The organism is Vibrio sinensis (genome assembly GCF_003605645.1).
Lineage (GTDB): Bacteria > Pseudomonadota > Gammaproteobacteria > Enterobacterales > Vibrionaceae > Vibrio > Vibrio sinensis.
In genome coordinates this window covers 28,615-55,300 of the sequence record NZ_QVMU01000025.1, presented here as the reverse complement: position 1 = coordinate 55,300, position 26,686 = coordinate 28,615, and the positions used below count along the sequence as shown (strand labels likewise).

The following is a 26,686-nucleotide window of genomic DNA, read 5'->3' as shown; positions in this document are numbered from 1 at the left end:
TACTCGAATGAACTTGAAGTGCCTTGGCATCGCAATTTGTTAGTATAACAATCCGCTGGTATAGCAATCTGACTGAATAGCAATCTGGCGGTATAACAAGGCTTTGGTATAAAATTAAAATGGCCACGACCTATGATAGGAAGTGGCCTTTTGTTTTATCTCAATAACGTATCTCAGCAAAGTCTCTCAATAACGTGTTTCACACTATGTACTTTCGTATTTCAACAAAGAGCTTCTAAAAATTGACCAGTATCCACGCGAATGTCAGTGCGAATATAAATACCCGTTAAACACACGTTATCACTCAAAGTGAGCTAGATTCGAAATACATAATGAATCAAAGAAAATATGGCAATCGTCCGCATTAAAACTTAAGTTAAGTTCATCGCCACGATTGACATTAAAATCGCCAGAAACATGCACACGATAGTTACTAAAGCCGCCGACCTCGCCAAATAAGTAAGTGCTGTTTCCTAAGCGCTCGACATCTTGAGTCAAAAAGTGGAGCTTCTCTTTGCCTTTGTCATCTAATGAAATATGCTCCGGTCTAAGGCCAAATGTCACTTGATCCCCGATTTTAATATTGGAAGTCATTACTTTCGCCGTCACCGTTTGTAAATCAGGCAATAGAATAGTGATGTCATTCTCACCGACTTCTACAACGCTCGCAGGTAACATATTCATTTTTGGTGAACCGATAAACCCAGCCACAAATTCATTCGCAGGATGATTATAGAGCGCCAATGGCGACCCTACCTGTTCGACTCGACCATCACGTAACACCACAATCTTATCGGCTAGCGTCATTGCTTCGACCTGATCGTGGGTTACATATACCATGGTCGTTTCCAATTCTCGATGCAGATTCGCGATCTGAAGGCGCATTTCAACACGCAGCTCTGCATCCAAATTAGACAATGGTTCATCAAACAAAAAGACTTTCGGATTACGTACGATTGCACGACCTATCGCCACCCGTTGACGTTGGCCTCCGGACATATCTTTTGGCTTACGGTCCATCAGATGATCTAGTTGCAGTGCTTTTGCTGCGGCATCGACTCGCTGTTTAATTTCAGCTTTTGGGCGACCGTTCATCTTCATGCCAAAGCCCATATTTTCTGCCACAGTGAGATGTGGATAGAGGGCATAAGATTGAAACACCATCGCAATACCACGCTCTGCGGGGTCGATATGATTGACGACTTGATTATCAATTTCTAAAACGCCATCAGTAATTTCTTCAAGGCCAGCAATCAATCTCAGCAGTGTCGATTTACCACAACCTGACGGCCCAACGAAAACAACAAACTCACCCTGTTTAATCTCTAAATCGACGCCATGAATAACCGTCGCATCACCATAACTTTTAACGATATTGGAAAGCTTAATATCAGCCATGTCTTATCCTTTTAAATTCTCTTACCTTACTGACGGTTTAATGTCGTCCAAGGCATTCATAAGTAGGGCAATAGCTCACCCTACTTCATCGATAGATACCGCTATGCCGTCATACGTAAGGCAAGTTGATAGCGATACTGGGATTTAGTCAGCTTAAACTCATCGTGAACACTTGGTGTCCATGAATCATCACCACCCACTCCCATATGCTCTCCATCAATGCGAACAAATAACTTGCCACTATCCACTAATTCATTGGTATGTTTAGCGGCTTTCATTACGCTGGTCTCAAAACGACTCACTGATAACTGATAGTCACCCATAATGCTTAGCGCACCAATTTGGCTCTGTTTTACATCGGTTCTCAGTCCACAATCTGTTGGGAAAATATAAGGCGTATGCATTTCATCTATTGATGTTTGATAACAACCAATATGCGCGGCTAACTTGCGATCTGGGTAGTTTTCAAATGGCCCTCTTCCATACCAATTCACGCTTTCAATCGATGGGGATAACGCCAACTCCAATCCGACACGAGGCAATGGTGGTAATCCTTTAGCGGCATTAACCGTGACATCGAGTTTCACTTCTCCATCACCGTAGACTTGATAAATCCATAGCGTTTCAAACACCAATTGACCGTTATAAGTATGCTGATAACTCGATTCAACCTGATAACAATGCTGACGTGCAAAGTGTTCAAAGTGAACACACTCAACACTCAATTGAGAAAGACCCGCCTCATCCCAGCGAGATTGCCACGCATTCGGATCAATCGTATTCGCTTCACTGGTGCCAATATCATTATCTAATGGTGCTCGGTAGAAGTTATCTTTTGGCGCTTGTCGTAGTTGCTCTGTTTCCTCTATTTTCCATGAGGTCAAATAGCCACTGGTAGCATCAAAATAAATCGATTGCAGCCCTGCAGTTAAACGAACTTGATCACCCTCTAGTGTGACATTAGGAAAGCCTGAACTATTATAGGAATCAGCGGCCAACCCAAGTTGGCTCGGCAACGTCAGTTGCTCAATAGAAATTACATGCCCAACTTCTGACCAAGCGTTACTTTGGGTTTTAACTATTTCAATATTTAGATGATAGTCAGCGCCAATCTTGGTTCGTGGTAATGTGTCAGCAATGGAAATATCAAGATAGCTTTCAGGAACAATCGACAAAGGAAGCGTTCCCTGCTCAAGAGTGACGCCATTTTCTGTAATAGACCATCGAAGTTCTTCATCGTTCGGTGAAATAAAGAGGTATTCACTCTCAACTCGAATCACGATCGGTGCAGCAGAGCGCAATGTGATTTGATGGAATTGTTGTGCCTTTTTCGCTTCTAACAAAGTGGGATGTATCGTTCTGTCAGGAAAAACTAAACCGTTAATACAAAATTGGCGATCATTAATTACATCACCAAAGTCACCACCATAAGCCCAGTATTTAACGCCGTTCTCATCTGTTTTTGTGATGCCTTGATCAACCCAGTCCCAAATAAATCCGCCTTGAAGACGCGGGTACTCTCTAAATGCTTGCCAGTATTTATTAAAGTTACCTAAGCTGTTGCCCATGGCATGGGCATACTCACACAAAATCAGTGGGCGATCTTCACCAGGTAAACTCAACCATCGCTTAATCCCTATCTTAGGGGTAACTTCAGGCGCAGGGGCAAATCGCTGGTCGCGGTCAACACGAGCATACATAGGCACGATAATATCAGTCGCTTTGGTATCCGCACCACCACCCTCATATTGAACCGGTCTAGACGGGTCGCGCTGTTTAGTCCATTGATACATGGCGTGATGGGAATAACCAATTCCTGACTCATTGCCAAGCGACCAGATAATCACTGATGGATGATTTTTATCACGTTCAACCAGGCGAGTCATACGACGCATATACGCATTAAGCCAAGTCGTATCATCCGAAAGTCGAGACATTGGGAATTGACCATGACTTTCAATATTCGCCTCATCAACTAAGTACAAGCCATACTGGTCACACAATTCATACCACAACGGGTCATTCGGATAATGGGCGGTACGCACAGCGTTAAAGTTGTACTGTTTAAGCAACTTGATATCTTCAATCATCCCCTCCCTAGTCATGGTATGACCCATTTCAGGATGATGTTCGTGTCGGTTAACTCCGCGGAACAAAACCGCTTTGCCGTTAACTTTTAATTGTCCATCGGTGATAGCAACGCAACGAAAACCAACGTTATACGCTTCACAATCAACCAACTGACCGTCTTCATCAATCAAAGACACCACCAAACGGTACAAGTTAGGTGATTCTGCGCTCCACTTCTTAGGGTTTTCAATCAGAACTTGATGCTCTGAAACATCGTCTTTAGGCCCTTTTTCATCGATGAAACGCATCCCACACTTGGCAGGCTGCTTACCAAATACACTGTGACCTTGGTCGTCAAACAATTCAATCGCTATGGTAAATGGCGATTGTTTCACGCTAAGTGTTGTGACAACGTTTAACGTGGCATCGCGATAGCAAGCATCTAAATCGGTTTTAATCTCGACATCTGCAATCGCAACTAAAGGTTTAGAACGTAAGGTGACACCACGGAAAATACCGCTCAGCCACCACATATCTTGATCTTCTAAATACGAACCATCTGACCAGCGAAGTACCATCACAACCAGATGGTTTTCCCCACTTTTCAACGTGTCTGAGAGGTCAAATTCCGCAGGAAGACGACTATCTTGCGAATAACCAATCCAAGTGCCGTTACACCAAAGGTGGAACGCAGAATTGACGCCATCAAATGTAATTGTATTACGTCGTTGTAAATCAGACTCTTTGATATCAAAACATAAACGATATACGCCGGTTGGGTTATCTTGTGGCACATAAGGTGGTGTATCAGCAAATGGGTATTTCACATTAGTGTAAATCGGCTTATCAAAGCCTTGCAGCTGCCAGTTACTCGGAACCGAAATTGAATCCCAAGCACCATCATCGAATGTACTTTGAGTAAAACACTCTTCAACCAACTCTGGGCGAGCCAAGAGTTTAAATTTCCAATCACCATTAAGTGAACGAACGTGCTCTGATGGCTGATTTTGTTGAGCAGCCAACTCACTATGGAAAGCATTCAAAGGCGCATGTGCGTCAACAATATTGTGATGGGTAATATGTTGATTTTCCCATTCGCGAGCAGACAGTATTTGATTAAATGTTCTCATTTCATACATCTCATTATTTCACTGCGCCAGTCATACCGGCGACAAATTGCTTTTGCATCAAGAAAAATACGGCAAGCGTTGGGATGGTTGCCAATACCGTACCCACCATTACGATGCCAAAATCAGGTAAGTAAGCTGATGCCAAGGAAGAAAGCACTAAGTTGATTGTTTTCAGTTCGGTTGAGTGCAACACAATCAGAGGCCACAAAAAGGCATTCCATGAAGTCATAAAGACAATAATAAATGCGGCCGCATATGTGGTTTTCATCACCGGCATATAGAGGTAAAGGTAAATTTTCCAATCTTTGACTCCCTCAATCCTTGCTGCATCAATCAACTCTGACGGAAACGCTTTGGTACACTGGCGAAAATAAAAGACAATAAACACCGATGCGATGGTTGGAAGCATCACAGCAAGATGCGTATCGAGTAAGCCCGCTTTAGCCATTAAGGTAAACAGTGGGATCATTAATGCAGCAAACGGGATCATCATGGTTAATAACATTGCGCTATAGACTCTGTCCCGAGTTTTGCTCTTGTAAACTTCAAAGCCATAGCCAGCCATAGAAGAGACAAGTAAGGTAAACAGCGTACTAATAATGGCTATTTTTGAGGTGTTATAGAAAATCAGCCATAAATCCACTTGCTCATTCAAATTGATCAAATTTGTTAGCAGTTGATCACCGAATGTATATCTACCGATATTAATGTCCGTCGTTGTATTCGTACTGGAAACAATCATCCAATAAAATGGGAACAACGACACCAATGCTGAGATAGAAAGAAAAACATACATCAGCATACGCATGAATCTATTTTTATTACTCATTATTTATCCCTCGCCACTCTAAATTGCAGCATGGCAAATATGGCAGCAAAAAATACAATCACATAAGAGACCGTTGCGGCATAACCAAAATTAGGCACAAATTTAAACGACAAATCATAGATGTACATTGATAGAGTCAGTGTCTCAATACCCGGTCCACCAGCCGTAATATTCATCACTTCATCAAACAATTGCAGCGTACCAATCGTCGACATCACTGACGTAAACAAAATGATTGGCTTCAATAACGGCACGGTTATAAAAAAGAATTGTTTTATCGGACTGACACCATCAATTCTTGCAGCTTCGTAAATCGATTTATCGATATTTTGCATCGCAGAAAGGAAAAAAATCATGTTGTAACCCGTCCATCGCCATGTGATAGCGATGATAATGGTCACTTTAGCCCAGAAAGGATCCGACAACCATGGGATAGGATCGGAGATGATACCGACCCAGATTAAGAATGAATTCATGATGCCATCATAGGAAAACATACTTTTAAATAGGATCGAATAGGCAACAAGCGACGTCACACAAGGGAGAAATATCGCCAATCTAAAAAAACCGACAAATTTTAGATTAGGTGAATTTAAACAAGAAGATAGTGCTAAAGATAGCAGCACCATCATTGGCACTTGGACAATCAAAAAGATGAAGGTATTGGATAACGCTTTAATAAAAACAGGATCATTAAAAAGGCGAATGACGTTATCGAAACCAACAAAGTTTACGATCACGCCACGCCCTGAATGCATAGACATCCAAAGAGAGTTAATGATCGGGTAGATCATAAATAGAGAAACTAAAACAACGGCCGGTAATACAAAAAACCAACCATTCTTATTGTAGAGTCTCTGAAAGCTATTTTTATTCGCTTTTTTATCTAACGTAATTTTACTAACAATTTCACTCATACATCACACCAAATAGAATATACCTGTCCCACTGGAAGTTGCGGTAACTGACACTCACAACCTCATCACATCGTTCATCTATGCTCAGAGGCCTTGTTCGATTATCGTCTGACTACATCTTCAAGTTGTTTTGTATAGATAAAGTACCTTTACCGAAAAATCCGGCAAAGGTACTGGAATGGTTATTGGATTTACTATTGGATTTGATATTTAAGTTGCTGCTCTACGCGTTCAAGCGCTTCTTCAATTGGCAACCCTTGCATGATGGATGGCATTTGCCCTGAAAGTGCAGCGTCAACTTCATAAGTGTACATTCCGTAATCAACTGATGGAATTTCAGCCACCCACTTGTTAAAGTCAGAATATATTTTTTGTCCTTTGAAGAACGCTTCTTCCGTTTGATAAGCGTCTGTATTACCCGCTGGTAGATAAGCCGCTACCGCCCCCTGCTTTTTAAGAATGGCGTTATAAAACTCTTTGTCATTAGCAAAAGTGGTGTTGAGGAAATCAATCGCTGTCGATTTCTCTTTAGATGCGTTAAGCACAAACCAACTTGAGCCTCCAAGGTTTGAGACATTTTCCGCCCCATCAAGATTCAATCTCGGTGTTGGAGCAAGAGCCCATTTACCTTCCTGCCCCTTACCCGCTTTTACCGATGGAGTAATCCAGACGCCACTAGTAACGGTTGCTACATCACCGTTGTTGATAGCACCTACCCACTCAGACCAACCTAGCGCAGGGCGAACGACGCCAGCCAAGTTCAAATCTCGGAAAACTCGAACACTTTCTTTTACGACTTCATTATTCTTGATGTTAAATGAACCATCTTCGTTGAAGTACCAAGTACCGCCACTGTGCACCATTAAGCGAATTAAGCGAAAATCATTCGATGGATTGGTCGCCAACAAAGAAACGCCAGTTTTCTCTTTAACTTGCTTACCTATTTCAATAAAGCGATCCCAAGTAATATTGTTCAGATCATCGTGTCCAAAACCCGCTTGAGCAAGAATATCCGTTCGGTAAAACAACCCTGTGACACCTGTATCAAATGGTAAACCGTAGATTTCCTCTCCGACAGTCACAATTCGGCGCTTATACGGTGCAAATTGAGAGTAATCAATTTTATCCGTCATCGCTGCAAACGAACCAGGGTATGATTGTAGGTATTTTTGCGCGTTATAATCTTCTATTAGAACGACATCTGGCAGCGCCGATGTAACACCAGAAGCAAGCATGGTATGCAGCTTTTGTTCTACATCGTTTTTAGAAAATTCGACAATCTCGATATTTACATCAGGGTTCTTCGCTTCATAGATATCAGCCGCTTGCTGCATGATTGCTACGTTGAAGTTTGGATCCCACGCCCATACCGTAATGTCTTTCGCTAAGGCAGACTGACTAAAACAGGCAAGGCCCACTAATGATGCTACAAGTCCTTTAACCATTGGTTTCTTCATAATTCAGATTCTCTTCCTATACGGGAACATGCCCCGTTACACCATTCCTATCAAACCACCAAGCGTGGAAACGTTTACATAAAGAGATTAACATTTCGCCTTAACTATTAATGAGAACGGCGTTCGCATTCGGTAATGTATTGATAAAAAAGAGGAAAAGTGGGCGATAGATCACTGATGCGAATAAGCAACTTAAGGAATAAGCAACTTGGAGAGTACTGAGACGTGAAATACAGCGAGAAAGAGAAAGAGAAAGAGAAAGAGAAATGAATAAAATAGCCACTTGGCTAAATAGCAAGCAACTTCCAGCGAGAAAAGTACACTTCTTACTTAGTCGAAAAGAGCACTAGTAATTGCAACTTATAAAATCATGCGTATAATGCGCCCCCCTGACGCGAGAGCGCTATATTGGTACAGATTAGCTCCATGAACACGACATATCTTAAATTGGGCGATTTTTACTGGAAAAAAGAATCTCGCACTCTATTTCAACAAGATTTAAGCAAAGAAGATGCTTATAATGAAGTCGGAATTCTGACAAATAAGCAATACACATTATTATGTTGTTTACTTGACGCTCATCCTATGACATTAAATAGAGATGAGATTATTGAAAAAGTCTGGCAAACCAAACATATTTCCGCGGAAAGCTTACCTCAATTAATTATTCGAACTCGACAAGTTTTCAATGACAAAAACAAACACATCATCGTCAATGAACCAGGGATCGGATATAAACTCAATTTTAGCGTTACAGAACCCATTTTGGAACACGTAACTAATGAGCTAGATACTTCAATCAATGATAGTGTGAACAATGCTAAAGACCGAAATGATGACGAAATAAAAAGTAGAAGAAACAAATTTGATTCAATTAAAAAACATATAACAAAAAAGAACGCATTATTGTTTTTAAATTTATCACTCACTCTTTTTATAGTATTGCAAATAGGTATTCTATTGTCCGCTGTATACTACAAGAATGTTTATAAAAATATTGGTGTATCTGAACCTTATCCATACACTAAAAAAATAAATGGCCAAACCATCCTAAAAATCGGAAATTATGACTGTATTTTCATCAAAGAACATCAACTACTTAACTGCAAATAGTGGCCTACTATCAATCAGTTTATTCAGCCTTAATGCTATCTTATTCTTCGCTGTTAACAGCCAAAAAACAGAATGGATGGGAACAATTGAAACGCCACAGAATCACTGGTCAATATTCAATACACAATTCTTAAATACAATAAATTCAAGTGCGACTTATTATGAACCAGGGGGAAATAGTGCTAATGAATTGAATGCATTCTTTCCACTGACGTTTAGAAATATTACTGATAATACATATCTATTATATAACGATAGAGCTAACATTGATTTGTCCGACAATGAAGAAAACATTAATATTTATCGTCGTCGTAGTTATGCATTAGATGAAACATGTCGTTTAACCTTTAGAGGTCGAACCAATATGAATTTATATCAAGCGACTATGATATGTTTGTTGTAAATCATTTACCCCGTTGTGCTAAAGCCCTACAGGGTAATGATTGAAATAAAGTCTATTTTGATAACTTCTGAATGACATCCAGTGTGACGCTCAGATTTTTATCTGCATATCAATCTCGTTTGAATGCGTACCTTACCAACACAATCGCAACGCTGAGCATTCCTCCTAGCAATGTAGCTAGAATGCAAATTAACGCTCGTTTTGGCCCCGCTTTTTCTTCAGGGATAACCGCTGGATCGATCGTTTTAAAAGCGAATTCATTTTTGACTTCGGCAAGCATCAAACCTTTGGTTTGTTCTTGAATGAGTTGGTAAAATACGTTTTTCATATCAACAACATTGGTTCGCTCTAATTGGTCTTCAAGATATGCGATATTTTTACGCGTATCGTGTAATGACTCTTGTTTCATCCATTGGTTCAAATCTTGAATCAAAAGCTCAACCCATTGCTTTGCAATAATTGGTGAGAAATGGGTAATTTTCAACGTCACCATTCCCGTTTCTTTGGCCTCAGATACCGATATTGCTTTAGAGAACACTTTATATGCCTCCCAGGCTGTCGGTTTCAATGATTCCTCTGTCTCTGGGTCCACCAACCATACTTGCTCGCCTGCATCATAAAGTTCGTCGTTATAAGTAATTTGGCCGCTCTTTGCGTTCCAAGATTCTACCGCCATTAAATCAGGTAGCAGCCCATGCTTATCTACAAACGCATTTACAAATTGTCGAGACTTCAATACTGCCAACGAAAGATCTTTTGTATTCGTTCCTCCACCACCTAAATTGATACCAGCAAGGGAAGCCAAGCCGCCGAATTGCCCCGCCATTGAAGCAAGGCCGCCCCCTTTTTCTTCCCCAATCGCAACCAAGGTTGCAGAGGCTTGGTATGTGTTCGGCTGTGAGAGTGCAAATGCAACACCACCAATAGCAAATAGCGTCGTTACTAATACAATTAACCACTTACCTCGCCATAATTCAGCAAATAGTTCTCGAAGATCTATTTCATCATCATTTGAAGAGAAATTTTGTAATTGCGTATATTCAATACTTGCTTGAGATAAATTTTGTTGATTCATAGTCAATTCAATAGAGCTTCTTACGAAGCTCATACTTTGTGAATGGAAAGTTCTAGTTTTTAACTGCGCTCCAAGCGACACCGATTTGGTACAAGATCTGTGTTGCTGAGGTCAAGGTACTTAAACCATCAAGGTAATCGACATCAATAGGTACGATAATCGTATCACCTGGTTCAAGCTCACCTGAACTACGGCTAAACCAAAATGAGTTATTTGGCATCATCACTGAACCATCGGCTCTAACAACATAAATTCTGCCTGTATCCGCCTGCTTTTTAGTACCACCAGCGACTTCAAGATAATCGTCAATTGAAAAGTCCGGTGTATAGGTATGATTAGAAGCAAATTGAACCTCACCCATAATACTGACAACAGGCTGCATATTAGGGATATAAAGCTTATCCCCGTTTTCTAGCATGATATTAGCGGTTGGATCGCCGTTTATCGCTTTCGGCAAATCAATCACTAGGCGTCCCATCGCTTCCATCTTAGCCAATTCGTCCGCTACAACCATCGCATCTTGTGGCGTTGTCGTATAGGTTGCACTGGTGTTTTGACGACGAAGTGCCAAGTTACCAATTTCCTGTTTTAACTGGAGGTTGAGCAGTTTCAGACGCTCTTGCTCTTGTCTTTTCAAACTTTCACGGCTAAAAACTGCGCCATTAGGGTAAGCAAATCGAGTCATACCGCCCGCACGTTCAAGCAGATCAACAATGGTGTCACCACGCTTAAAGGTATAAGTACCCGGGAAAACCACTTCCCCTTGTAGTTCAACGGTTAAGTCTCGTTGCCACTCTGGCTGCATCTTTATCATGATGCTGTCTTGCGCTTGCAGAATTAGTGGCTGTTGGCCAGCGCCAACTTCTCTTGGTGAAAAGACCAACTGGTCAATAGTGAATTTATCACCTTGCTTATATTCACGAGTCAATTCCGCTTCAAATAGATAAGCTTGCTCTGAATAACCACCAGCGGCCTCAATTACACGATTAAAATCTGCATTAATTGCTAATGGGTAAACGCCTGGATATTTAACTGCACCCGAAACTGAGATTAATGGCGCGGCATTGTTTAACGTTGCCTGAGCTTTCAAACGCTCTACTATAGGTTTTAACAAATTATCTCTGCTGGCGTGTCGAACAAAATCAGCTTGAGCCACTTCTTCAATGTTTCCACCGGCCACCTTTGCAGACTGATCAACTGTTACGAGCGCACCCGTTTCTTGATCTAACCTTTCTACGACTCTATCACCGGTATTTTTAGCTTTTGCCGTACTATTGGTTTTCTTCCGATACCAATAATCAAGGTTTAACCCGTTATCAAAAACGAATATCTGATCACTTTCTAGAAGCTTAATATCATATTTCGATCTTGGTTGAGTCAGTAACTTACCCAAATCAATTTGAATGACTTCAATTTGTTTATTCAGTCCTTTTTCTCGAACAACCAATGAATAAGAAAGATCTGCTGTTTCCAATAGGGTTTCTTTTGATACCACGTCACTCAACCACGGGTTACCTTTCAACTGATAAGCACCTTGTCGAGCAACTGCACCTCTCAACGCAAAAGCGCCACTCAATGTCGCTCCGGCTTGCTGTAGCGATATTTCATCACCATTATGCAAAGCAAAACTTCGATTAGCAGAATGCGAAAGATCTAACGTGTATTGCTTTGGTCCCTTATTAGTATAACGAGTGACATTTACCGCCGACAGGTAAGCGTTGGGCTTTGCTCCTCCTGCCATTGAGATAAGGTTATCAACCGTTGTACCTTGAATAAGTTCATAATAAGCAGGCTTAAGCACCTGCCCAGTAATTTTCACGGATGCTTTCTTGACTGGGACAAATAAGGTATCTCCCGCCATAAGGCGAACATCACCGCTCGAATCACCATGTATAAGCATATCGTAGGCGTCAAAGTGCGCGACAATACGCCCCTCGCGCTTTAATTGGATGTTACGTAGCGATCCTGTTTCATTAATACCACCGGCAGCGGTCAGCACTTGGGAAATGGTTGTTAATGCATTAACGTTATAAGCACCTGGCTGTACAACTTCCCCAACAAGGAAGATCTGCATCGCGCGCATTGAACTTAAAGATACGAGCGCTTCAACGCCAATCGCTTTTCTTTTAACAAATGAAGTAATACTGTCTTTTAGTTCGCCTAAGGTCTGTCCTGCAACATACTCAGAGCCATACTCTGGCAGTACCACTTTACCCTCGCGATCTACTTTCAGTTTTAGATCTTGATAAGTATTACCAAAAAGTTGAATTCGAATAACATCTCCGGCACCAATCTCATAGTTCAATGGTACTGGCATATCTTGAATAGCGGCATGACTAAGTGGTTGGCCCGAAAAAACATCATAACCAAAATGTTTCAAATGGCTCCCTGATTGCTTAGCCACCTGTTTGGTCTGATTCGACGATGATATTACCGTTGATCGTTGAATACTTGGTGCTACCTCGACGACAGCCTCAGCACCTTTTCCCTGTAGCGTCGATATATCAACGCCCATCTGCTTAGCCAACATTTGTTGCTGACTTGGAGATAACGACTTAAATTGTGCTATTTGTGCCGGCGATGGTTGCATAGCATGCACAACCCCGCTGAACAAGAATACAATTAAATAAACACCCAACTTACGCATATTAGTATTTCTATTATAATTTATTAATTTTAAGGGAAATCTAAGCATGATTCGGGTTAAAACCTAAATTCATATCTAGACCAAGCATTTGTATTATGACCTTGGCTTGAAAACTGGCGCTCAATATCAACCGTCAACTTTCCTGCTAACCAAGGGATTGTGTAAGACATCATGTACGTTTCATCACGATCGTTATGTGTCTGCTCATTAACATAACTAACCGTAAACTGGTGGTCGTTTGAAAGCTGAACATAACTATTTACCGACGTACTCTGTGTAAAGCAGCGAGATGTTTCATCGATTGCACTTGTACAACGTGACTCCGATGGCGCAGAGATCGCTTCTAAAGAAAGGCGTATAGAGTTCGAACTAAATGATTTAAGACCACTCCAACCATATAAATAAGCACCCAATTCTTGTGCATCGTATGTTGAAACGACTTCGGCATAAAATGCATGACTAACGCCAAAAGCGCTCGGCATACTTACACGCAGATCGACACCGAATTGTTCATCATCGCTAGTTAAGCTGCTTTCGTTCGTTGAAAACCAATGATGGGCTACGACACCATATTCAAACCAAGCTAGAGGTTTGTTTGAGATACGAAGAGAAGCTCGAGAATCGAAAGGGTCATCGTCTAAATAAGAAAATAAGCTCATCACACTCCAATTACCGATATAGCTCGATTCCCCCATCCAACTCAAATTTAAGTCGATATCATTGCCTTTGGTGTTCAAAATTAACGTATTGTTCCAACCTTGGCCCCACCAACGTGGAAGCGAACTAACATCGGCTAGAAAGTCACCATGATTAAAAGCTATATAGCTATTTTTAAACGACACGTCACCATCAGGTTGGTTATATTGACTGTCCAATCGAAAGGCATAATCGTTGCGTAGCAATTCATAGCTTGACCCAAATAAGAACTCTTCTTGCTGGTAACTACCAAAACGGGTTGGTGTCGATACGGCGGAACCACCAGAGATGTAAACCCTTTTGTTACCACGACTTAATTTTGCAGACTGGCGTTGATATTTAAAATGAGCCATTTCGTATGAGAGGGCTGTCCCAGAATTAACTTGATGGACAGATGACCAACGTAAAGGATAACTATTCGTTAATCCCTCGAGTGCCCCATCATCCGACAACGCAACTAAACTCGAACGTAAGTAAACATCATCATTTTCTATCCAAGGGGAACTGGTAGCAGTAAAACTAACCAATGCAAGAGCTAACCAATAAAACAAAACGACAGACCTGAAAAATAGTTTCTTAATGCCGTCTCAACTTATGATTATGACGACTTAAATTAATCTGGCGGTATGTTATCTTTCCGGACTTTATAAATACCAGTTACAATCATTTTAAATCAATTGTAATTACCTTATTGAACCGATTTCGCACTAACATATAAGGTGGCGTAGTTTTACTACGTCATTTTTTAATATAGTTTTTAAGGATTCAACAATGAAAAAAACTGCTTTGGCTATGATCATTGCATTGACGGCGTCAACGTCAGTATTTGCTGCTGCAGAAGCGACTGGCGCTGCAGCTAGCGCGTCTACTGGCGGTGCAGCGGGTGCAGCAACTGCAACTGCAGCAGCAACTGGCGTTGCAACGACTGCAGCAGTTGCTGTTGGTGTTGCAGCGGTTGCAGCTGTTGCTGTTGTAGCGACATCTGACAATGATGGTACTAGCCCAGACGGCACAACTAACTAAGTACCATAAATAGATAAAACAAAGCGCTCCAATGCTTATAAGGAGCGCTTTTATATTTTTATAACTAGGATGTAATTGATGCGCAATTGCACAAAACTGAGCGTTATGTTATTCGCTCTATTACTTATCAGTGGATGCAGTCAGAAATTTAACGATTTAAATGCGACGTTGAAAGAAGCCGCTTTCGGTTTTGATGACGTCGAGATGACCAAAGAGCAAGTAAGTAACTTGCCGTACGCAAGTATACAAGCACGAATCAACCAAGGGCCTTTGATTTTCATGGTATTGGCATTTGCCGAGTTAAACCCAGCGACTGGTCACATGCAGCTCAAATGGGTCTCTTCCGATCACGCTATGATTGTGACTGAAAACGGACGAATCGTAAAAACCATCAATCTTCCTTCTGCAAATTTAGCATCGGTCACTTTAGCTCAAACAATGGCTAATTCAGGTTCATTCCAAGCTCTTTACGATTGGACCCCAGACTATTCCTACAGCCAACCTGTCATCATTACATCAAAGGAAATTGGCAAGGAAGACCTTTCATCATTAATTTGGCAACAAAAGACGACTCTCGTTCAAGAAAATCTCGCTTTTTCCAAAACGAACTCGAATTACACCAATCAATATTGGCAAAATTCTGATGATCACACTCTAAAAAGCTCACAATGGCTGATCCCAAATAAACTCCATATTGAATATGAAGTATTGAAGCCTTACCATAAATAGCGACCTCTTTATGAAAAATCTGACTAAATATTTCATACTTATTTGGGCTGTAACGATGATCCCAAATCTATATGCGGAAGAAAATAAGGTTAGGGTTGAATTGCCAATCCAAAATCAAACTTTCGTTTACAAACAAAACATCCGTCTTGATCAATTGATTTCAACCGTTTGGACAAACTCTCCATCAAATGCCCCTCTCATTTTGCCATTGGGTTTCCAATTGTTTGATAAGAACAAAAATGCAGAGGCTCTCGAGCTTAAGCAAAAAGTAATAGAGCGCTTACAATACGTACAAAAATCTGATGATACGTTGGCTCAATCAGCTCAATTACTTCAGCAACAAATTCAGCATTGGGACGTCGGTTATCGACTAAATATCTCATTAGACTATGATTTAGTAAGACTTTTCACCAAAAACAATCCAGTTATGGATGGCGACTTTGAGCTTATAACTCCCATTCGAAAAGAAAGCGTGTTTATCGAGGGATTACTCTTTAAACCCCACTCCGCACCTTTATCATCGACCAAGCCCCTTCATGATTACCTGTCTGATGCGTACCTTCTTTCTAGTGCACATCAAAGCTACGTATGGGTCATTTATCCAGATGGCAAGTATAAACGTGTTGGCTACGCCGCTTGGAACGAAGAGTCGATTAACTTAACGCCAAATACATCGATTTTTATTGGCATGGACTCTGATACTCCCGCTTGGAGTGAGCTTGAAGAAGATATCGTAAAACTAATCACAATGAGAAAAGCGCAGTAATGAATATTAATCGTATTACTCTAATGTTTGCTTGCTTGGGCTTGGTCTCAACAAATTATGCGTTAGCTGAAGTGGACGCTACTTGGAAAGTATCCCAATCAGATTTTGGCGGTACTGGCTTAATGCAAACACCAACTGCACGTATGGCTGAAGAGGGTGAGTTTAACGTTGGGATGACGGTCAATGAAGATTATCATCACTACATGGTTTCTCTGCAATTAATGAGTTGGCTAGAAACAACTATTCGCTATACCCGTGTACCCGACGTGCTATTTAATTCAGATGCTAATTATAGCGGTGATAACATCTACACAGATAAAGGCATTGATTTTAAAATTCGACTGCTCGAAGAGAGTTATTGGGTACCTGAGACTTCGATTGGCGTACGCGATTTTGGTGGGACTGGACTTTTTGATGCCGAATATCTTGCTGCAACCAAACGATTTGGCGCATTCGATTTTACTCTCGGACTTGGCTGGGGTTATTTAGGTCAAAGCGGTAATATCAGCAATCCATTTTGCGAGATCAGTGACAAGTACTGCCAGAGACCGAATGATTACAACGGCTCTGGTGGTAGTGTTGACTATCAACGATGGTTTAAAGGTCCGGCTTCACTCTTTGGAGGCGTTGAGTACCAAACTCCATACGAACCACTACGAATCAAAATTGAATACGATGGCAACGATTATTCAGATGACTTCCCAGTTCAACATAGCAATAAGAAAATGCCACAACATACACCTTGGAACGTTGGGGTAAACTATCGTGTGAGCGATTGGGGTGATATCAAATTAAGTTATCAACGTGGTGACACATTGACTGCTGGTTTTAATATTTATACTAACTTCAATGATCTACGATCCATTTGGCGTGATGAACCTATTGCTAAAACGACACAGTTACGCCCATCTGAGGTCAATTGGGATCAAGTATCAAACGCGATAGAATCCAACGCTGGGTATGTCGCCAACGATATTCATGTCACTTCAAATAGCATCACGGTAACTGGTGAGCAGACCAAATATCGCAATCGTAATGAAGCGTTAGAACGAACTGCCGCTATCTTAAACAATAGTGCGGATGAAAACATTTCGACATTCCGAGTTATTGAAGAAACGAACGGAATAAGCCTAACTGAGACGCTAATTGACAGAGAGAAATACATCGAAGCAAGCCAAAACTTACGTGTCGGTGTAAGCGTTAACGATGCCTTTACGACAAAGCAACCTACATCTTATGTTGAATACAAAGTCGCCTCCTCTCGTGAACGTTGGGATTACGGTATTAACCCCGTACTAACACAAAGTATCGGTGCTCCTGAAGCTTTCTATCTCTTTGCGCTTGGGATCAACACCGATGCGAATCTATGGCTCACGGATAACATCGAACTAGGCGGATCCATTTATTTTAATATTGTCGACAACTACGACAAATTTAACTACGTTGAAAATTCTCCACACGTTCGCAACTACTCGACACCTAGAGTTCGTACAATGTTCCGAGCTTATGTGCATGATAACCCTGCACGACTCAACCACCTTCAGTTAACTTGGTTTGAGCAACCTACGAGTAATTTATATACACAGGTATATGCAGGTTATTTAGAGATGATGTTTGCTGGCGTAGGTAGCGAAGTGCTCTATCGACCGCTTAACTCAAATTGGGCCGTTGGAGTGGATGCTAATATTGTCAGTCAACGAGACCCTGACTCATGGTTTGGTGTTTATCAAGATGACTACTTTTTCTATGATGAGCAAACATGCAACAAAGCAACGCCAGAGTGTCAAGGTTACGTACTAAGCAAAGGGACAACCGGTCACTTAACTGGCTATTACATGCCACAATGGCAGTGGTTTGAAGATACCCTGTTCAAAGTGAGTGCAGGTAAATTCCTCGGTGGCGATGTTGGAGCTCGCGTAGATTTCTCAAAACAATTCGATTCGGGTGTCATCGTGGGGGCTTACGCCACTATTACTGATCTAACCGCTGAAGAATATGGTGAGGGTAGCTACAACAAAGGCTTTTACGTCTCTATACCTATGGATATTATGACGATTAAACCAAGTACAAGCAGAGCAAACATCTCTTGGGAGCCTATCACTCGAGATGGTGGACAAATGTTAAGAAAACAATATCAATTGTTTGATATGACAGATGCCCGCAAACAATGGTACCAAAGACCAATTAGCAATTAGCAATTAACCTCCATTAGTTAGCACAATAACCACCGCACTAATAAGCGGTGGTTGAGAATTACCAATGACTCAAAAGACCTAACTTCATTAGGTCTTTTGCTTTTCAGCCTCTCCCATCCTCCGTTAACTATCCGCCAGAAAAATTACATTATTTACTCATCCCAATTACATTTATTGTAATTCATCATATTATCAATAGTTTAAAGATGACCTATATCTACCTGTTATTGAACTTTAGCATTGACTATCAAAGCCGAATCCTCGATATTACACAAAAATAATTCTGTTATCGCTTGTCGAAAAACAAACTAATATAACTACAATGTCAGAACTCGCTACGATGAATACTCATTTAGATACTATCGCGCTAGGCGATTACCAATGGAAAATAAATACTAGAACTCTTTATTACAAGGGAATAAAAAACGGCTCGAAAAAAGATACGATTTCTCTAACCCAAAAACAGTTCGATCTACTTTCTTGTTTACTTGAGGCGAGTCCCTCAACGATTGACAAAGAAGGTATCATCGAAAAAGTATGGGGTACTAAACATATTTCATCAGAAAGCTTACCTCAGTTAATCAATCGAACTAGGCAGGTACTTGGTGATGATGACAAGACTATCGTAGCTAATAAGCCCGGGATTGGTTATCTGTTAAATTTCTCTCTCGATATTCCTTTAGAAGCAGATAACTTAAATCCAGTAAATGACATAAGTAATGTCAATGATGTAATTCCCATTCAACCAATCGTCACGTTGAACAAAAAACTAAAAACTCAATCAAATCTTAATCGCGCATGGTCGGTTTTACTACTGAGCTTATTGATTCTCACCTGTATCAACGCATTTCATGCGGGTTCTTCGATTTACTATAAGTACTCATTTAAATCCGTTATGCAGTCGACCCCATACCCACTTTTTTCTCAGTCACAAGACGGGAATGTGGTCCATGTACAAATTGGGAAAAACGAATGCTCTTTTACTAAAGGAACCAACACCTTAGATTGTTCTTAACTTAGTTAAATGACATCTAGATATCGTTCATTTAGCAACCAATACGATAACCATTTAAGTTAACTCCCGATTGGCCATTTTCTCCAATCATGCATCACTGGGTACAATATTATGTTCGCAAAAAAATACGGCGAAGCTCTGTTTAAATATAAATTGCATATTGCCGCCTCACTCATTCTATTAAACACAATCCTTATCGGGTTAGCCTACTCTCAAACGACTGAGTGGTATGGCGTAATCGAAACAAAAAACTCTCACCAAATCAGTTTCTCCACACAATATAAAAACCAATTAAAAACCAGTAAAACGTTTACGAATACCGTTGATGATGATGTTAGGCATGAAAATGAAAGTGATTTTTATGTCTACAATTTACAAAAAACGGGAAATAATAGCTTTCTTGCTCTTAACCCAGAAATGAAAGTCAAAGTTCTTGATCAAAATGTCTATGCATTAGATGAACGTTGCAGTCTAATTTTTCGAGGCTCTTCCAAAATGACCATCTCTAATGTCGGGTTTGAGTGCTTAAACTAATATTTTATAAAACCTCAGTATAAGTTCATCTCTAAGTCAGCCTAAAGAGACTCGGATCAGAACAGGAACGAGGACGTTTTACATGTGGAGTTGTTGGTTAAACGACAATTCCATATGTTTAGCACAGCTAAATCGATTTGTTATTAAGGAGGGATAATGGCAAACATATATTTGTTTGACTGGGGCAATACTCTCATGGTCGATTTCCCTGTTCAAAACGGGAAAATGTGCGAATGGCGCGACGTCCAAGCCGTCGATGGTGCATCAGAGTTGTTAGCTAAATTAGTTAAACACAGTGATATTTATATCGCAACAAACGCTGCTGATTCATCGAGCAATGAAATCAAAGCCGCGTTCGATCGAGTTGACTTAGCGCAGTACATCGATGGGTATTTTTGTAAGGCTAACTTAGGCATAGGTAAAGGAACGCCGGAATTTTTTCATCGAATCCTAAAAGAGTTAAATGTCTGCGCGAGTTCTGTGACCATGATTGGCGATTCGTTCGACGATGATATTGCCCCTGCTCTCTCCGTTGGTATTCAAGCAATTTGGCTCAATACAAATTCAATCAACCTCCCCCTCAGTGACAGCATTGTTCAGGTGAAACGCTTAAAAGATATTTGTTTTTACGTAGAGTTATCTCATGCCAAATTATAACGAATCAACCATGCTATTTGCTCGGTGATGCTTTTGTTTAAGATAAAATTGTAAGCCCACTTCTGTTAATTGAACTGACTCACCGTTGAACTCAACATATGCATGCTCATGACAAAACATTAGCAACCATTTAATGTCATGACAGAAAATGCTAGATCGTAGCTTTCGAAACTCAGTTAGCTTTATCAAGCCACTAGGCACATACATAAGTTCATGTAACACTATAAAGATATCACTGTTAATCGATAACTGCTTTTTCAAGAAAAAATTTAGAACCATGCTCAATCTCGTATAGACAAATAGAATGGAAAAAAGAGACTACTTAGTAGTCTCTTACCTCAGGAGCAGTCGATAAGGGGGAACTGCTTATTTAGAGTTTTCCGTCACTACGGCACATCAGAATCTTCTGTTTAACGACTTGGGCCATCGCTTCTTTTGGTGCTTTGTTATAAACCCGAGGATCATTAACTAAAGGTTGTTCTTTCATGACCTGTTTTAACGCATCGGAATATGCAATCTTTAATTCTGTTGCCACATTAACTTTTGCGATACCTAGGTCAATACAACGTTGTACATCCGCACTAGGCACACCCGATGCACCATGAAGTACTAGTGGTATATCTACCAAAGATGCAATTTTTTCTAAACGTTCAAAGTCCAACTTAGGTTCTTCTTTGTACATCCCATGAGCCGTGCCAATCGCGATAGCAAGCGAATCGATTCCGGTTTGCTCAACTAATATCTTCGCATCTTCTGGATTTGTATATGGATCATTAATTGATTCCACAACCAAATCATCCTCCTGTCCAACAAGTTGACCTATCTCTGCCTCTACCGAACAGCCGTAAGCATGACAAAGTTGGACCGCTTCACGAGTCAAAGCAATATTCTCAGATAACGGCAGTGCACTACCATCTATCATCGCAGATCGAATGCCAAGGCGTACTTTCGTACGAATATCATTTAAATCATGATGATGATCGAGATGGACAACAACTTGCATGTCCCTTTCACGAGCAGCTGCATCAACCATATTAAGTAATTCTCGAGAACCTCCATAACCATATGTTCCAGGCGTTCCTGCTAGGATAACCGGAGACTCTAATAATCTTGCTGTATCAAGTATGACTTGAACTGTTTCCAAGTTATGAAAATTAAATGCAGGAATAGCATATTTTTCGCGTCGTGCTTTTATCAACCAATAATTACTGTTAATAATATTATTCATCAGCTTGCCCCCAGCTTAATAGTATTTTACCCGTCATTACTTGTTTCGGAATATTTTCAACTCTTGCGATGTAATCTTCAGGTAGGTAAATACCGTCAAGTAGTAGACTCGTGTCGACTTTACTCTCTGAAAATAAATTGCAAGCAATATCCCATTCTTCGCCCGGGTAAGGAAACGAGTAGTTCATCCAACTACCAACTAGGGATAATTCTTTGCGTAAGATTTTTTCGTATTCTTTATACGCAATAGCAAAATCTTTATGTATGGTTCCCACCAGATATACATCAGCTTTGGGCCCTGCTAAGTCCAAACTCAGTTTCAGTGTTTCAGGTACCCCTGCGAGTTCGATGATAAGTTGATTGGGAGTTAACTCAGATTCAATCTTGTAGGCAGCAAGCTGTTCTTCATCTAGTGAGTTAACCGTACGATCAGCACCTAAAGATCGAGCTGAAACCAATTTTTTATCACAAATATCTATCGTTGTAACAGATGCCGCTCCCATAGCTTTAGCCGCTTGCTGTGTAAGTAACCCAATAGTACCAGCACCAATAATCACCACATGCTTATTCTGACAGCCTCCGCTCATAATGAGAGGGTGAAGACCAACGGTAATCGGTTCAAAAAAGGCCCCCTCAACAAGCGAAACGGTTTCAGGGAGCTTAAAACAACATTTTTGAGGAATAGAGACAAATTGGGCATTGCCGCCTTGGCGGCGAGATCCAACAAAAGAGTAATTTTTACAAAGTGAGTACAACCCTTTATTACATACATCGCACTCTTGACAAGGTACTAATGGAGCACAGCAAACTCTATCACCTACAGAGAATTTACTCGCATCCTTTCCAACTGCGATAATTTTACCAGAAAACTCATGGCCTAGAGTAATTGGATAGAAATGAGCACCATTTTTAAAAATTCTTGGTACATCAGAACCACACAAACCTGAAAAATAAACTTCTATAAGAACTTCATCAGTGTTGAACTCTGGCATATCATATGATTTTAACTGCAGTTTCCCATTTTCTAAAATTTCGACATGATTATTCATATTCATAGTTTCACTCACGACGACACACGTATAAAGATATACGGTTTATTAAAATCCCTGAAAATGACTGRCTAGAATAAGCCAGTCATTTTTAATTAAACTTCTACCGCTGTTTTTTCTTCAAATATAATTTTTTGTTGTTTTTTTGCGCGTGCCCAAGTCATTACAACTGCAATTCCATACACACCACCAATAACCAGCAAGCCACCTAAATTTTCTAATCGAAACATTTCAATTAGAATATAAGTTATAGGTGCACCACCTTGATCCATTGAACCAATCAAATTATTACCTGTTACATGCCCAGTTGTTTGGCCAAGCTTAGTCAGAAATGGAATTGTTTGTGTCGCAATCCATAAGGTACTTGCCATTACGATAGAACCAGAAATAATGGTTCTAAACAAATTGCCGTTATGTACGGCAACCCCCATTGCAACAAAGAAACCAATCGTTGCTAAATCGCCAAAAGGCAAAATAGAGTTACCAGGAAGAAGCACAGCAATAAAAATTGATAACGGGATAAATAGTAAACTTGCTGATACAACGTTTGTTTGACCAAGTAGTAATGCTGGGTCTAACCCAATTAAGTAGTCTTCTCCTCCAAATTTACTTTGAAGACGAGTTCTTGCATGTTTAGCAATCGGATTTAGACCATCCATGATTGGCTTAATTACGCGTGGCATCAATAACATCACCGCAGCTGTTTTAACTGCTAATTGCAAGATGTTTTGTAAGTCATATCCGGCTAATAAGCCAATTGCCAATCCCATGATGAATCCAACGACAACAGGTTCACCTAATGCGCCAAATTTCTTTTGAATGCCATCCGTTGAAAAATGAATATTGCGAACACCCGGAATTTTTTCGATTATAGCATCCACCATTACTGCGATAGGGCCACAATATGCAGAGGTTCCGTGAGGTACCGCAATACCATCTAAACCAAAATACTTCCTCGTGTCATTAGCAAACCAGTCCCCCAATTTATACGCAAAAGCCGCATGAATAACTACCCCAAGAATTCCGAGCATATAGTTATCTGTTGCCATATGTACCATTGCTCCGGTGAAAGTCATATGCCAAATATTCCAGATGTCTACGTTAACGACACGAGTCATCTTAGTAACCAACATCAAAATGTTAACAGCAATTGCTATCGGGATAGCTATCAAAGCCATTTCACTTGCCCACGCAATAGGTGCTGTACCCGGCCACCCTAAATCAACAACACTTAATTCAATACCGAAATTCTTTGTCATTTCTTGCGCTGCTGGCCCTATAGAATCCAGCATTAAACCAATGACTAAACCTATACCTACAAACCCAATACCGATATGTAGGCCTGATTTGAACGCGTTACCCAATTTCATTCCAAAAGCCAAAGAAAATATCATAATGACAATTGGCAACATTACCGTTGGCCCTAGATCGAGCACATATCTAATTATATCATTCAACATTGCAGTAAATTCCTTTTGTTAATACATACTGAATTGAATTAAAGATTAAATTTTCTACATAATTACAGCGAGCATTTTATCTTTTAATTCGTCAGTTCCGACCCCTGAAATAAATGGCATTCCATGGAATAACGGTATTTCTCCAAATGTTCTATCAACCCTAGCTGTTGTACAAATAAATGAAACGTCATCACTAATATAGGTTTCAATTTCGTTAACACGACATTGAATTATTTCAACTTCAACGTTATGTTCTTCACATAAGTCTTTAATTTCTTCTGCTGCCATGGTCGATGTTGCTACAGCACCACCACATGCTACTATTACTTTAATCATATTATTTCCTCAGCTATGTATAAAATTTTTGAATTGAATATTTCAATCATAGATTCAATCGTTGTTGAATTTTTTAAATCGTTAAAAAAAACTTCATCTTGTAGCGAGCTAAATAAACTCCTTAATAGTTTCATTTGTTCTGCTGGGTTTGTAACCACTAATGCCATAATAATGGCTGCTTTAACTTCACCATCATCGTCAGCACGCTCAAATACAATTGGTTTCACGGGGCGGATCAGATAGACACAAGGTTTAATTGCATGAGCTGCATCACAGTGAGGGATAGCTACAGCACCGAACCCCAAGTCAATACCAGTAGGATACATAGCCTCTCTTTCGCGAATCGCCATATCATAGCTCGGCTTAACGTACGCATTTTCAATCAAGAACTCACTGATATGATTCAATGCATCTTCACTTGTTGCCAATTCAACGTTCATGTTTACCAGAAGTTGAGTATTCATTTCGTTCCAACCATTTCGTTTAGTTTCGTTTACACATTAGGCCAAACTTACGAATCCGTAAAGAGATCAAAATCACAATTACGAAATATGGAAAGCAAACGAAATAATACGAAGACAAACGAAATTACCGATGTTATATTTTATCTTACAGTTAATTGATTTTTCACCGAAGTACTTAAAGGTAAATCGTTTAAAGAGGTCTATGAGATGAAAGATATTGTAAAGCAGCATAAGAGCAATAGCAGTATTGGCGTATATTCAGTATGTTCTGCCCACCCTTTTGTTATTGAAGCTACTTTTGCTTATGAGTTAGAAAATGAAACACAAGTAATCATTGAAGCTACATCTAACCAGGTTAACCAATTTGGTGGTTATACAGGAATGACACCAATAGATTTCGTAAATTATGTCTACGAGATTGCTGACAAGACTCGTTTTCCGAAAGATAGAATCATTCTAGGAGGAGATCATCTTGGACCGAATTGTTGGCAGAATGAAACAGCAGGAGAGGCAATGGAAAAATCTCGAGAACTTATTAAACAATATGTGGAAGCGGGCTTCACTAAAATTCATCTTGATGCTTCTATGTCTTGCGCAGATGATACTATGCCGCTAGATCCATCTATCGTTGCTCATCGAGCTGCCGAACTATGTACTATTGCAGAAAAATATGTCAGTAACGAAAATCGCGATAAAATTACATACATCATTGGTACTGAAGTTCCTGTCCCTGGGGGGGAAGCTTGCGAAATTGATGCTGTCCATGTGACTAAGTTAAAAGATGTTAGAGCAACCGTCGATACTCACATTACTGCCTTTGAGGCTTTCGGTATAGGCGATGCTATTAATAAAGTGATTGGTGTTGTGGTCCAGCCCGGAGTAGAATTTGACCACAGTAATGTTATCCGCTATGACAAACTAAAAGCTGACGAAATTTCGCAGTATATCGAAAGTACTGCATGGGTTTACGAAGCACACTCAACCGATTACCAAACAGCAACACACCTAAAAGAACTGGTTCAAACACATTTTTCAATTTTGAAAGTCGGCCCCGCCCTTACATTTGCGTTACGAGAAGCATTGTTTTCATTAGCAGAAATTGAAAACCGTTTGGTAAAAACGGAACAGAATAGTCAATTTAAGCAAGTTGTTGATTCCGTATTATTGGATAAGCCAAAATATTGGAAGTCATATTATGGAGAGAAGCACTCTGACATCATTAATAATCTTCATTTTAGTTTCTCAGACAGAATTCGGTATTATTGGACAGATGACCGAATTCAAGCCTCTCAACAACGCTTGATCAATAACTTAAATGACATCGATATTCCTTTAACGATATTGAGTCAATTCATGCCAAATCAATATATCAAAGTAAGCTCTGGGATTATCACTTCGAGCCCAAAAATGTTGATCATAGACAAAATACAAGAAATTATTGCACAATATTCTCTCGCTTGTAAGTAGACAAGGGTAATTAACGAAATATTAACTAT

The 26,686-nt window shown here is 40.2% G+C and carries 23 protein-coding genes; 10 read left to right on the top strand and 13 right to left on the bottom strand.

Going from position 1 to position 26,686, the window contains the following annotated elements; all coding sequences use genetic code 11:
* Positions 1-300: 300 nt before the first annotated feature.
* The 5 genes from DZ860_RS19355 to DZ860_RS19335 form a co-directional block, all read right to left on the bottom strand.
* Positions 301-1,398 carry an ABC transporter ATP-binding protein gene (locus DZ860_RS19355; RefSeq protein ID WP_120034425.1) on the bottom strand — a complete coding sequence of 366 codons (1,098 nt, stop codon included), beginning with the start codon at positions 1,396-1,398 and terminating at the stop codon, positions 301-303.
* A 101-nt stretch (positions 1,399-1,499) separates the two neighbouring features.
* Positions 1,500-4,598 carry a beta-galactosidase gene (locus DZ860_RS19350; protein WP_120034423.1) on the bottom strand — a complete coding sequence of 1,033 codons (3,099 nt, stop codon included), beginning with the start codon at positions 4,596-4,598 and terminating at the stop codon, positions 1,500-1,502.
* 13 nt (positions 4,599-4,611) lie between these two features.
* The gene (locus DZ860_RS19345; protein ID WP_120034422.1) at positions 4,612-5,427 is read right to left on the bottom strand and encodes a carbohydrate ABC transporter permease; all 816 of its coding nucleotides are present in this window, start codon (positions 5,425-5,427) and stop codon (positions 4,612-4,614) included.
* Positions 5,427-6,344 (bottom strand): carbohydrate ABC transporter permease, encoded by a 918-nt coding sequence (locus DZ860_RS19340; protein WP_120034420.1) that lies wholly within the window; start codon positions 6,342-6,344, stop codon positions 5,427-5,429. The genes DZ860_RS19345 and DZ860_RS19340 overlap by 1 nt, the downstream gene beginning before the upstream one ends.
* Before the next feature lie 194 nt (positions 6,345-6,538).
* Entirely contained in the window at positions 6,539-7,801 is a 1,263-nt protein-coding gene (locus DZ860_RS19335; protein WP_120034418.1) for an extracellular solute-binding protein, read from the bottom strand.
* A gap of 426 nt (positions 7,802-8,227) precedes the next feature.
* On the opposite strand from DZ860_RS19335, the gene DZ860_RS19330 reads away from it, so the two are divergent.
* Positions 8,228-8,914, top strand: a complete 687-nt coding sequence (locus tag DZ860_RS19330) for a winged helix-turn-helix domain-containing protein (RefSeq protein WP_120034416.1) — start codon at positions 8,228-8,230, stop codon at positions 8,912-8,914.
* Positions 8,868-9,317, top strand: coding sequence for a hypothetical protein (locus tag DZ860_RS19325; RefSeq protein ID WP_120034414.1), 450 nt, complete (start codon positions 8,868-8,870; stop codon positions 9,315-9,317). The genes DZ860_RS19330 and DZ860_RS19325 overlap by 47 nt, the downstream gene beginning before the upstream one ends.
* Positions 9,318-9,426: 109 nt before the next feature.
* Here the strand turns inward: DZ860_RS19325 and DZ860_RS19320 are convergent, their stop codons facing one another.
* Genes DZ860_RS19320 through DZ860_RS19310 form a run of 3 tightly spaced genes read right to left on the bottom strand, consistent with a single transcriptional unit; the run spans position 9,427 to position 14,286 of the window.
* Positions 9,427-10,392, bottom strand: a complete 966-nt coding sequence (locus DZ860_RS19320; protein WP_120034412.1) for a Wzz/FepE/Etk N-terminal domain-containing protein — start codon at positions 10,390-10,392, stop codon at positions 9,427-9,429.
* 52 nt (positions 10,393-10,444) lie between these two features.
* A complete protein-coding gene (locus DZ860_RS19315) occupies positions 10,445-13,039 on the bottom strand; it encodes an SLBB domain-containing protein (RefSeq protein WP_207890657.1) in 2,595 nt (864 codons plus the stop codon).
* A 56-nt stretch (positions 13,040-13,095) separates the two neighbouring features.
* Positions 13,096-14,286 (bottom strand): capsule assembly Wzi family protein, encoded by a 1,191-nt coding sequence (locus DZ860_RS19310; RefSeq protein ID WP_120034408.1) that lies wholly within the window; start codon positions 14,284-14,286, stop codon positions 13,096-13,098.
* 220 nt (positions 14,287-14,506) lie between these two features.
* Here DZ860_RS19310 and DZ860_RS19305 point away from each other — a divergent pair, with 220 nt between their 5' ends.
* The 7 genes from DZ860_RS19305 (at position 14,507) to DZ860_RS19275 (ending at position 20,654) form a co-directional block, all read left to right on the top strand.
* A complete protein-coding gene (locus DZ860_RS19305) occupies positions 14,507-14,758 on the top strand; it encodes a hypothetical protein (RefSeq protein WP_120034406.1) in 252 nt (83 codons plus the stop codon).
* A 78-nt stretch (positions 14,759-14,836) separates the two neighbouring features.
* Entirely contained in the window at positions 14,837-15,487 is a 651-nt protein-coding gene (locus DZ860_RS19300) for a YjbF family lipoprotein (protein ID WP_120034404.1), read from the top strand.
* Between the two features lie 55 nt (positions 15,488-15,542).
* Positions 15,543-16,253 carry a capsule biosynthesis GfcC family protein gene (locus DZ860_RS19295; protein WP_165862935.1) on the top strand — a complete coding sequence of 237 codons (711 nt, stop codon included), beginning with the start codon at positions 15,543-15,545 and terminating at the stop codon, positions 16,251-16,253.
* Positions 16,253-18,448, top strand: a complete 2,196-nt coding sequence (locus DZ860_RS19290; protein ID WP_120034400.1) for a YjbH domain-containing protein — start codon at positions 16,253-16,255, stop codon at positions 18,446-18,448. The genes DZ860_RS19295 and DZ860_RS19290 overlap by 1 nt, the downstream gene beginning before the upstream one ends.
* A 340-nt stretch (positions 18,449-18,788) precedes the next feature.
* Positions 18,789-19,463: a winged helix-turn-helix domain-containing protein gene (locus DZ860_RS19285; protein WP_165862934.1), complete on the top strand. Its 675-nt coding sequence runs from the start codon at positions 18,789-18,791 to the stop codon at positions 19,461-19,463.
* Between the two features lie 111 nt (positions 19,464-19,574).
* Entirely contained in the window at positions 19,575-19,997 is a 423-nt protein-coding gene (locus DZ860_RS19280) for a hypothetical protein (protein ID WP_120034396.1), read from the top strand.
* A gap of 156 nt (positions 19,998-20,153) precedes the next feature.
* The gene (locus DZ860_RS19275) at positions 20,154-20,654 is read left to right on the top strand and encodes an HAD family hydrolase (RefSeq protein WP_120034394.1); all 501 of its coding nucleotides are present in this window, start codon (positions 20,154-20,156) and stop codon (positions 20,652-20,654) included.
* Between the two features lie 370 nt (positions 20,655-21,024).
* On the opposite strand, the gene gatY is transcribed toward DZ860_RS19275, so the two are convergent.
* The 5 genes from gatY to gatA form a co-directional block, all read right to left on the bottom strand.
* Positions 21,025-21,882: a tagatose-bisphosphate aldolase subunit GatY gene (gene gatY, locus DZ860_RS19265; protein ID WP_120034390.1), complete on the bottom strand. Its 858-nt coding sequence runs from the start codon at positions 21,880-21,882 to the stop codon at positions 21,025-21,027.
* Positions 21,875-22,936, bottom strand: coding sequence for an alcohol dehydrogenase catalytic domain-containing protein (locus DZ860_RS19260; RefSeq protein WP_120034388.1), 1,062 nt, complete (start codon positions 22,934-22,936; stop codon positions 21,875-21,877). The genes gatY and DZ860_RS19260 overlap by 8 nt, the downstream gene beginning before the upstream one ends.
* A gap of 89 nt (positions 22,937-23,025) precedes the next feature.
* Positions 23,026-24,390 carry a PTS galactitol transporter subunit IIC gene (locus tag DZ860_RS19255; protein WP_120034386.1) on the bottom strand — a complete coding sequence of 455 codons (1,365 nt, stop codon included), beginning with the start codon at positions 24,388-24,390 and terminating at the stop codon, positions 23,026-23,028.
* 54 nt (positions 24,391-24,444) lie between these two features.
* On the bottom strand, positions 24,445-24,726 hold the full coding sequence (gatB, locus tag DZ860_RS19250) for a PTS galactitol transporter subunit IIB (protein ID WP_120034384.1): 282 nt from the start codon (positions 24,724-24,726) through the stop codon (positions 24,445-24,447).
* Complete coding sequence (gene gatA, locus DZ860_RS19245; RefSeq protein WP_120034382.1) at positions 24,723-25,190, bottom strand: PTS galactitol transporter subunit IIA; 468 nt, start codon at positions 25,188-25,190, stop codon at positions 24,723-24,725. Before gatA ends, gatB begins: the two co-directional genes overlap by 4 nt.
* Before the next feature lie 207 nt (positions 25,191-25,397).
* On the opposite strand from gatA, the gene gatZ reads away from it, so the two are divergent.
* A complete protein-coding gene (gene gatZ / locus DZ860_RS19240; RefSeq protein ID WP_120034380.1) occupies positions 25,398-26,657 on the top strand; it encodes a tagatose-bisphosphate aldolase subunit GatZ in 1,260 nt (419 codons plus the stop codon).
* Positions 26,658-26,686: the final 29 nt, after the last annotated feature.

Excerpts from the sequence above, each read along its gene's own strand:
- DZ860_RS19355 (WP_120034425.1), bottom strand. The coding sequence starts at position 1,398 with ATGGCTGATATTAAGCTTTCCAATATCGTTAAAAGTTATGGTGATGCG.
- DZ860_RS19350 (WP_120034423.1), bottom strand. The coding sequence starts at position 4,598 with ATGAGAACATTTAATCAAATACTGTCTGCTCGCGAATGGGAAAATCAA.
- DZ860_RS19345 (WP_120034422.1), bottom strand. The coding sequence starts at position 5,427 with ATGAGTAATAAAAATAGATTCATGCGTATGCTGATGTATGTTTTTCTT.
- DZ860_RS19340 (WP_120034420.1), bottom strand. The coding sequence starts at position 6,344 with ATGAGTGAAATTGTTAGTAAAATTACGTTAGATAAAAAAGCGAATAAA.
- DZ860_RS19335 (WP_120034418.1), bottom strand. The coding sequence starts at position 7,801 with ATGAAGAAACCAATGGTTAAAGGACTTGTAGCATCATTAGTGGGCCTT.
- DZ860_RS19330 (WP_120034416.1), top strand. The coding sequence starts at position 8,228 with ATGAACACGACATATCTTAAATTGGGCGATTTTTACTGGAAAAAAGAA.
- DZ860_RS19325 (WP_120034414.1), top strand. The coding sequence starts at position 8,868 with ATGACTGTATTTTCATCAAAGAACATCAACTACTTAACTGCAAATAGT.
- DZ860_RS19320 (WP_120034412.1), bottom strand. The coding sequence starts at position 10,392 with ATGAATCAACAAAATTTATCTCAAGCAAGTATTGAATATACGCAATTA.
- DZ860_RS19315 (WP_207890657.1), bottom strand. The coding sequence starts at position 13,039 with ATGCGTAAGTTGGGTGTTTATTTAATTGTATTCTTGTTCAGCGGGGTT.
- DZ860_RS19305 (WP_120034406.1), top strand. The coding sequence starts at position 14,507 with ATGAAAAAAACTGCTTTGGCTATGATCATTGCATTGACGGCGTCAACG.
- DZ860_RS19300 (WP_120034404.1), top strand. The coding sequence starts at position 14,837 with ATGCGCAATTGCACAAAACTGAGCGTTATGTTATTCGCTCTATTACTT.
- DZ860_RS19295 (WP_165862935.1), top strand. The coding sequence starts at position 15,543 with ATGATCCCAAATCTATATGCGGAAGAAAATAAGGTTAGGGTTGAATTG.
- DZ860_RS19290 (WP_120034400.1), top strand. The coding sequence starts at position 16,253 with ATGAATATTAATCGTATTACTCTAATGTTTGCTTGCTTGGGCTTGGTC.
- DZ860_RS19285 (WP_165862934.1), top strand. The coding sequence starts at position 18,789 with ATGAATACTCATTTAGATACTATCGCGCTAGGCGATTACCAATGGAAA.
- DZ860_RS19280 (WP_120034396.1), top strand. The coding sequence starts at position 19,575 with ATGTTCGCAAAAAAATACGGCGAAGCTCTGTTTAAATATAAATTGCAT.
- DZ860_RS19275 (WP_120034394.1), top strand. The coding sequence starts at position 20,154 with ATGGCAAACATATATTTGTTTGACTGGGGCAATACTCTCATGGTCGAT.
- gatY (WP_120034390.1), bottom strand. The coding sequence starts at position 21,882 with ATGAATAATATTATTAACAGTAATTATTGGTTGATAAAAGCACGACGC.
- DZ860_RS19260 (WP_120034388.1), bottom strand. The coding sequence starts at position 22,936 with ATGAATATGAATAATCATGTCGAAATTTTAGAAAATGGGAAACTGCAG.
- DZ860_RS19255 (WP_120034386.1), bottom strand. The coding sequence starts at position 24,390 with ATGTTGAATGATATAATTAGATATGTGCTCGATCTAGGGCCAACGGTA.
- gatB (WP_120034384.1), bottom strand. The coding sequence starts at position 24,726 with ATGATTAAAGTAATAGTAGCATGTGGTGGTGCTGTAGCAACATCGACC.
- gatA (WP_120034382.1), bottom strand. The coding sequence starts at position 25,190 with ATGAATACTCAACTTCTGGTAAACATGAACGTTGAATTGGCAACAAGT.
- gatZ (WP_120034380.1), top strand. The coding sequence starts at position 25,398 with ATGAAAGATATTGTAAAGCAGCATAAGAGCAATAGCAGTATTGGCGTA.